Source organism: Enterorhabdus sp. P55 (genome assembly GCF_009911695.1).
Taxonomy (GTDB): domain Bacteria; phylum Actinomycetota; class Coriobacteriia; order Coriobacteriales; family Eggerthellaceae; genus Enterorhabdus.
On record NZ_QWKK01000022.1, the window covers coordinates 22,759 to 29,513 of the forward strand.

1 protein-coding gene and 1 pseudogene are annotated in these 6,755 nt (G+C 65.6%); both read right to left on the minus strand.

Annotation, left to right across the window (positions count from 1 at the left end):
* Positions 1 to 78 precede the first annotated feature (78 nt).
* Positions 79 to 978 carry a 4-hydroxy-tetrahydrodipicolinate synthase gene (gene dapA, locus D1643_RS03935; RefSeq protein WP_160708848.1) on the minus strand — a complete coding sequence of 300 codons (900 nt, stop codon included), beginning with the start codon at positions 976 to 978 and terminating at the stop codon, positions 79 to 81.
* A gap of 453 nt (positions 979 to 1,431) precedes the next feature.
* Positions 1,432 to 6,755: pseudogene (locus tag D1643_RS12135) on the minus strand (DUF11 domain-containing protein); the annotation flags it as partial.

The following is a 6,755-nucleotide window of genomic DNA, read 5'->3' on the forward strand; positions in this document are numbered from 1 at the left end:
CCTTTTCTTGTTCCTTGTTTCCAAAAAACGCCGGCCCGCGACGGGCGGGCCGGCGACTCGACGCGTCTTGGCGCGGCCCTAGGCCAGAACGCCCACCTGGCGCATGATGGCGGCCAGGGTCTCGGACTGCTCGGGCGTGGCATCCACGAGCGGCAGGCGCACGCCGCCCACGGGAAAGCCCGCGAGCTTGAGCGCCTCCTTCACGAGGATGGGGTTAGAGGTGGCGAACAGCCCCTCCATGAGCGGCAGCAGGGCCTCGTTAGCCTGGCCGGCGCGCTCCCACTCCCCCGCCGCGCACAGGTCCACGATCTCCTTCATGCGGGCCGGAGCCACGTTCGCGATGGTGGAGATGACGCCCACGCCGCCGCGGCGCATGATCTCGAGGGTGGCGGAATCATCCCCCGAGTAGACGGAGAAGCCCGCCGGCGCCTCGGCCACGATGCGCTCCACCTGGTCCATGCGGCCCGACGCCTCCTTGATGGCGATGACGTTGGGGCAGTCGTGCGCCAGGCGCAGGGTGGTCTCGGCCTCCATGTTCACCACGCAGCGGCCGGGGATGTTGTAGAGGATGACCGGCAGCTCCACCGCATCGGCGATGGTGCGGAAATGCTGGTACATGCCCTCCTGCGGCGGCTTGTTGTAGTAGGGCACAACGCACATGAAGCCGTCCACGCCCAGCGGCGCCACGTTGTTGGCGAACTCCACCGTGTCGGCCGTGCAGTTGTCGCCCACGTTCGCGATAACCGGCACGCGCCCGTCCACCGCAGCAACCACGGCACGGAAGAGGTCCATCTTCTGGGGGTAGAAGACCGTGGGGCTCTCGCCGGTGGTGCCGTTGATGATGAGGGCGTCGCTGCCGCCCTCGACCAGGCGGTCGGCCAAGGCCTGGGCGCGGTCGAGGTCAAGCTCGCGATCCTCGTCGAAGGGGGTCACCATCGCCGGGATCAGGCGGCCGAAGCGGGGGGCGTCATCTGCCATGGGAGGGTCTCCTTACCATCTGCGCGTATCGTGAGACGCCGCGGGCGGCGTCGGAAGGGCTTGCCGATGCGCCATTATGCCACGAATGTACGCATGGGGGCCGACTGTCCCGCGAAGTTCGCCAAACCTCCAAGCCGACGGCGGCCGCCCGTCCCGCGAAGGCCGCTGAGCGAGCGAGGCGGGCAGCGAGGCGGGGGATTTCCTGCGAGAAATGACGGCTTTGCATTGCGTGCGAACGGCGAGGTCCAAGGGAGGTCGGCGTTTCCCCAGGTCGCGCATGGCCGTGCCGCGCGAGGCAGGCCAGCAGGGCCCTCATCGGCGCGCGAAACCCATGCATACCCGTCATTTCTCGCAGGAAACAGGGGGAATTCCCGCCCGGCCAAGCGCAACGCGCCCCAGACGCAAGCGGGGCCGGGGGTCGCTCCCCCGGCCCCGCCGGTCCTCAGCCGCGCGCTACCACTGGCCGCGGTGACGCGCCACCAGCGCCTCGCGCTGCCGGCGCCGCTGGGCTGCGAAGGCCGTCAGCATGAGGCCGAGCGCCGCGGCGGCCGCCACGAGGGCCACCGACGGGGCGACCAGCTCATCACCGGTCTGGGCGAGCCGGATGGGCGTGCGCGAGCCCTTGTCGCCCTCGCCGCCCTGGCCATCGCCCGTGCCGTCGGGCATCGGCTCGGGTCGCGGCTCGGTAATCACGCCGCCCTTGTCAGTGACGCCGGCAGGATAGGTCGGCGCGGGGTTGCTCAGCGTGGGATGCTCGCGCTCGAAGGCGTCCCAGCCGTCCTCGGGAACGAAGGGCTTGCCGCCCACGGGACGCTCCGCCTCGCCGCCGACGGTGCCCGTGTCCACGCCTGAGGGCGTGGTGCCGAACGCCTCGGCCACGTTGCCGATGTCGCCCTCGGCCGCCTCCTCGGTCACGAGCGCGTCGAAGGTGAGCGTGATGGAGCCCGGGCCGCGCAGGTCGCCCGCGGTGACCGCCAGGCGACGCGCTTCCACGTCGTAGGCGTCGTCGGGCACCTCATGCACGGTGCCGGCACGGTCGGTGAGGCGCAGCGACCCCGCCATCGGCTCCAGGCCCACGGGCACGTCGTCGCGGATCACCACGTCGTACCAGATGGTGTTGGCCCTGGCGTTCTCCACCGTGATGGAGTAGCGGATGACGTCGCCCACATGCGTGGTGCCGTCGGCGCTGTCCAGGTTCTCGGCCGTCTTCTTCACCGTGATGTCGGCCGGGCCGTCCTCGTCGGCCTCCAGCTTCGGGTTGGCGGGCAGCACCGGGGGCATCACCGGCTGCACCGGGTCGGGCGTCACGAACTCCTCTTCCAGGTCCTCCCAGGGCGCGGTGGGCACGAAGGGCGTGCCGGGCTTGGGCTTGTCGGCCGGGTCGGCCGGCTCCACGTCCGGGTCGGTGGGATGCTCGCGCTCCCACTCGTCAGTGGGCGTGCCGCCGAGCGTGCCGCCCTCGATGACGGGGTCGGTGGGGCGCCCGGGCGTGGGATTGCCCGGCGTACCGGGGTTGTCCGGGTCGTCGGGATTACTCGGATTGTCCGGGCTGTCAGGATTGCTCGGGTCATCAGGGTTGTCCGGGTCGTGCACCGAGACCACCTCCACGTCGAAGGTGAGCACCGCGCTCTCGCCGCCGTAGAGGTCGCCCGCGTTCACGGCGATGACGCCGGTCTTCGGGTCATAGGCGCTGAACGGCACGTCATGGGCGACGCCTGCGCCGTCCACGAGCTTGATGGTGCCCTCCTTGGGCTCCATGCCCTGCGGCAGCGTCACCTTCACGATGGCGTCGGTCAAACACGAGTCCTTGCCGTGGTTGGTGGACGTGACGGTGACGCCGAGCGTGTCGCCCACGAGGATGCGGTCGTCGTCGTGCTCCTCGGTGTGCGCCTTCTGCTCCACCTCCACCGTCGTCGTGATGTCGGGCGCAGCCGGGTCCTTCGGCAGCACGGGGATGGGCTCGGGAGCCGAGGGCTCGCCGGGCTTCGGGTCGATGCCGCCGATGATGTCGATGTCCTTATCGGGGTCAAGCGGTGTGGGCTTTGTCGTGTCGCCGGGATCGTTCTCCGGCTTGCCGTAGCTGCCGTCGCCCGCGGGCTTGTTGGTGATCTCGGGCAGCCTGCCGTCCTCGCCCGGACGCTTGCCCAGGTCATCGGCCACCTTAGCCTTGAAGCGCACGGAGGTGGACTGGCCGCCGTAGACCGAGCCGATCATCTTGGAGAGCGTGGCGGTGGCATCGTCGAACTCGTAGCCGTCATCGCCGCCGCCCGCCGGCACCTTGGTCCAGTCGAGGCCCGCCCAGTTGAAGCCCTCGTAGAAGGCGTCCGAGCCGAGCGCGGTGCTCTTATCGGTGCGCGTGGCGTAGTTGGGGGCTATCTCGACGCTCTCGGCGTCCAGTGTGAGCTTCTGGTCGATGGCGTCCTTGAGCTCGGCGGCCTGCCAGGCCGAGCCGTTGGTCAGGTTGAGGCCCGTCACCGTGTACTCGAGCTCGTCTCCCGGACGCGGCGGGGTATGGGTGCGATCGGTCGTCGCGCGCACGGCGAGCGGCATGATCCCCGCGTCCGCCGGCACGGCGACGAGCGCGCGGGCCAGACGGGCCGCCGGCGCCTCAGCCGACTCGGCCTCCTTGATGGCCGTGATGTTACGCCAGGTCAGGCGAATCTGGATCTCCGGCTTGATGGCCGGGTCAGGCAGCACGTTCACCGTCAGGATGTACTTGATGCCGGTGTAGAGCGCGTTGGGCTTCTGCTCCACGGTGATGACCGAGGTGCCGCAGCTGTTCACCTCCACCTGAAGCTTGCCGTTCTCATCGAGGGCCGGCGTGCCGTCCTCGTTCCACTTGAGGTCGGCCACCGCCGCGTTGGACACGGCATAGGTGGGCTTCACCGACGAGCTGGACTCGAGCGCCAGGGCGAAGAAGTCCTGGAGGTCGGGGTTAGTCTTGTCATGGAAGGCGGCGTAACTGGCCGTGATGGTCTTGCGGATGACCTTCGTCTTGTCCGCCGGGTCGTCAGGGTCGGTGCCGGGGCCCGGGGGCGTGGGCTTGGTGTCCTCGATAGAGACGGAGCCGTCGGGCTTCACATCGCCCTGAGGCGGCACCGGCACGATGAAGGCGTCGTCCTCGCCGGCGTTGTCAGGGTTCTTGTCAACGCCCTGGATGTAGTTCTTGTCGGCCAGGTACTCGAGGTTCACCTTGTGCTCATCGCCGTTGCCGGCCGACTCCAGCAGGTCGAGCAGCCCGTCGCGATTGGACGGGTCGAGGTAGTAGGTAACCACGGTGGCATGGCGCGTCTCGGTGCCGCCGGAGGCGGACTTCACCGTGATGTCCTTCTCCTCGATAGTGGAGTGCGGGGACTCGGCGAAGGCCTCGGCGGTGAGCTTGATGGGGTCGCCGACCTTCTTGCCGTCGATGCGCACCTGGAAGCTGCCCGTGGGCGCCTTGCAGGTGAGCGCGGTGGTGTTGGCCGAGCGAATGTTGAAGGTGAGCTTCAGACGGTTGCCCGCCACCCCGCCAGCCGTCTGGTCCTTGACGATGGGCTGCCAGGCCCCCGAGTCCACGTCGAGGTGGCCCCACTCCACGCCCTCGATCTCCAGCACCGCGGGAACGGGCGTAATCTTCGCCCAAGCAGTGATGCGGTGACCCCAGTAGTTGCTTGCGAAGGTCGGATTGGTCACGTACTCCTTCGACACCAGCTGCACGCGGAAGGTGCCGGTATCGGCTGGCATCACCTTGCCGGTTACCACCGAGCTGCCTGGCAGCGGACTTCCATTCTCAGAATCATAGAGCTGGTAGGAGGTGGTTACCTCATCGGGATTCGTGAGTATGTATTTGTTTCCCTGCTCAGATTCGAACTCGATGGGATAGACCGCAAGGGGCTCGAAGGATTTTCCGTCATACTCCTTCACGAGGCCCGAGAAGTACTTCTGCTGCTCCTCGTTCAGCTTCTCAACCTGAATGTCGATGTAACGCTTGAGGGTCGAACCCTGGCTGCCTCCGACCTCCTCGACGTACATGGGCTCAATGTTGTGAACCTCGCCCTTCGCGTCACGATACGACATGGTCACCGTCACGTTCTTGCCCGTAGCGCTCTCAGGCAGCCAGAGGTAGAGCTTGCCCTTATCAAGATGAGAGGGAGCGCCGTAGTTCTGCTCGATGTTGTCGATCTCGAGCTTCCACTTCACCACCGGCACCGTCTTATCCTCCGGCGTCGCACCGATATCGAACTCACTCGAAAGGTCGATGGTAAGCATCTGCACCTTATCAGCGTCCGGCAGGCTTCCGCCAAGCGCCTCCACATCGTCCCAATCCTCAACGTCAGTGGTGTTGTAAGCGGTATCGCCGAGGCCCTGAAACATCGGAGTACCGTTGCTTCGATTCGTTACCTGAACAGAGCCGCCGGTAACGATGGTGTAGCCCAGGCGAGCGCCGATGGAATAGAGCCAGGGATCGCTGATGTTCGCATTTGCAGTCGTAAGAAGCGTTCCGCCAGTGATTCGGACAATGTGATTCTTGTTGGAAGCCGGCCCATGAGCACAGCTTTGACCGAAGGCGTTACCATGACCGCCACTGCGAGCATCAACATAGCCTCCGTTAAGCGTGATGTCTCCGGCCACAGTGTGAAAATTTAACTCATTGGCAGCTTGAATGTTTCCCGTATTGAATTCCGGCGTAACGGTAGCCAGGAAGCTATAGCCGTAAGCCTCTGCCTCACTATTGGGGATGTTGATAGCATCAGGTTTAGCCACGCCGGCATTCATAAGAGGTTGAGAATTCCTCCACCCAAGACCAGCCCCAATGCCTGATCCGCAGTAACCGGCTTGCGCAACGATCTTGCCGCCGTTGATGGTGATGACGGTGCCCGAACCACCGCCGCCACCGCCGATGCCCGCTCCGCAATAGCCATTCGACCCTGTAGCATAGATGCCCTGAGAGTAGATGTCGCCGCCATTGATGACGATGGTGCCGGCGTTCTCCTTAGGGCCAGAGCCAATGCCGGCAGAGTGGCCACCACCATGAGCCGTAAGCCTACCTCGAACCGCTTCCGCAGGCTCCAGATTGCACAGAGGATCCCCAGATGAAAGCGTTTTGCCATTAAGCAGTGTCACATCCGACGCAACCACGCCATTTGCGGGCGTAACGATATCATCCAGATTGAACTTTGATCCACCTGCTTTGATGTTGGTGATGGAGTCATCTATGACGAGAACCGACCCCCAGCCACAGCGTATGGCCGGAGAGCCGTTTGATTGAGTACTGCAGACTAGGGAGTTCGTTGAATTGTCCGCCAAGGTAAGGTGCAGCATCGTCTTATTGCGGATCTCACCCGCATGCTTCGCCTTGCGCTTCTCGCCATCAGCCTTCCCATCGTTGTCAGCGATGTCATAAACATTCGTGACCAGGTTGATGGGAGCAACACTCGTGGTGGTGATGTTCACCCCTGCCAAGGTAAGATCGGCTTTCACGCCGGCGTTAACCTCGATGTTGTGGGCCGTCTGCTTCGCTGTGCTCACCGTGAGCGGCGTGGAGGTGAGGATGTGGAGGGTGGTTCCCTCGAAGAAGTAGTCGCCATCGCCCGCCGTCTGGCTTGTCGCGGCCTTGCCGCCTACGACGGTGAAGTCGCCTGCCGTCTGGGCCTCGCGGGTGACGGGCGCGCCGGCGCCGAGGGCGCGGGGCGTGAGATCCCCCAGCGCAGCCGTGACGTCGGCAGGCGTGGCGGACTCACCGTCCGAGGAAGGCCCGTCCGTCTCCGCGCCTACGTCAGTGGCAAGGGGGGGGG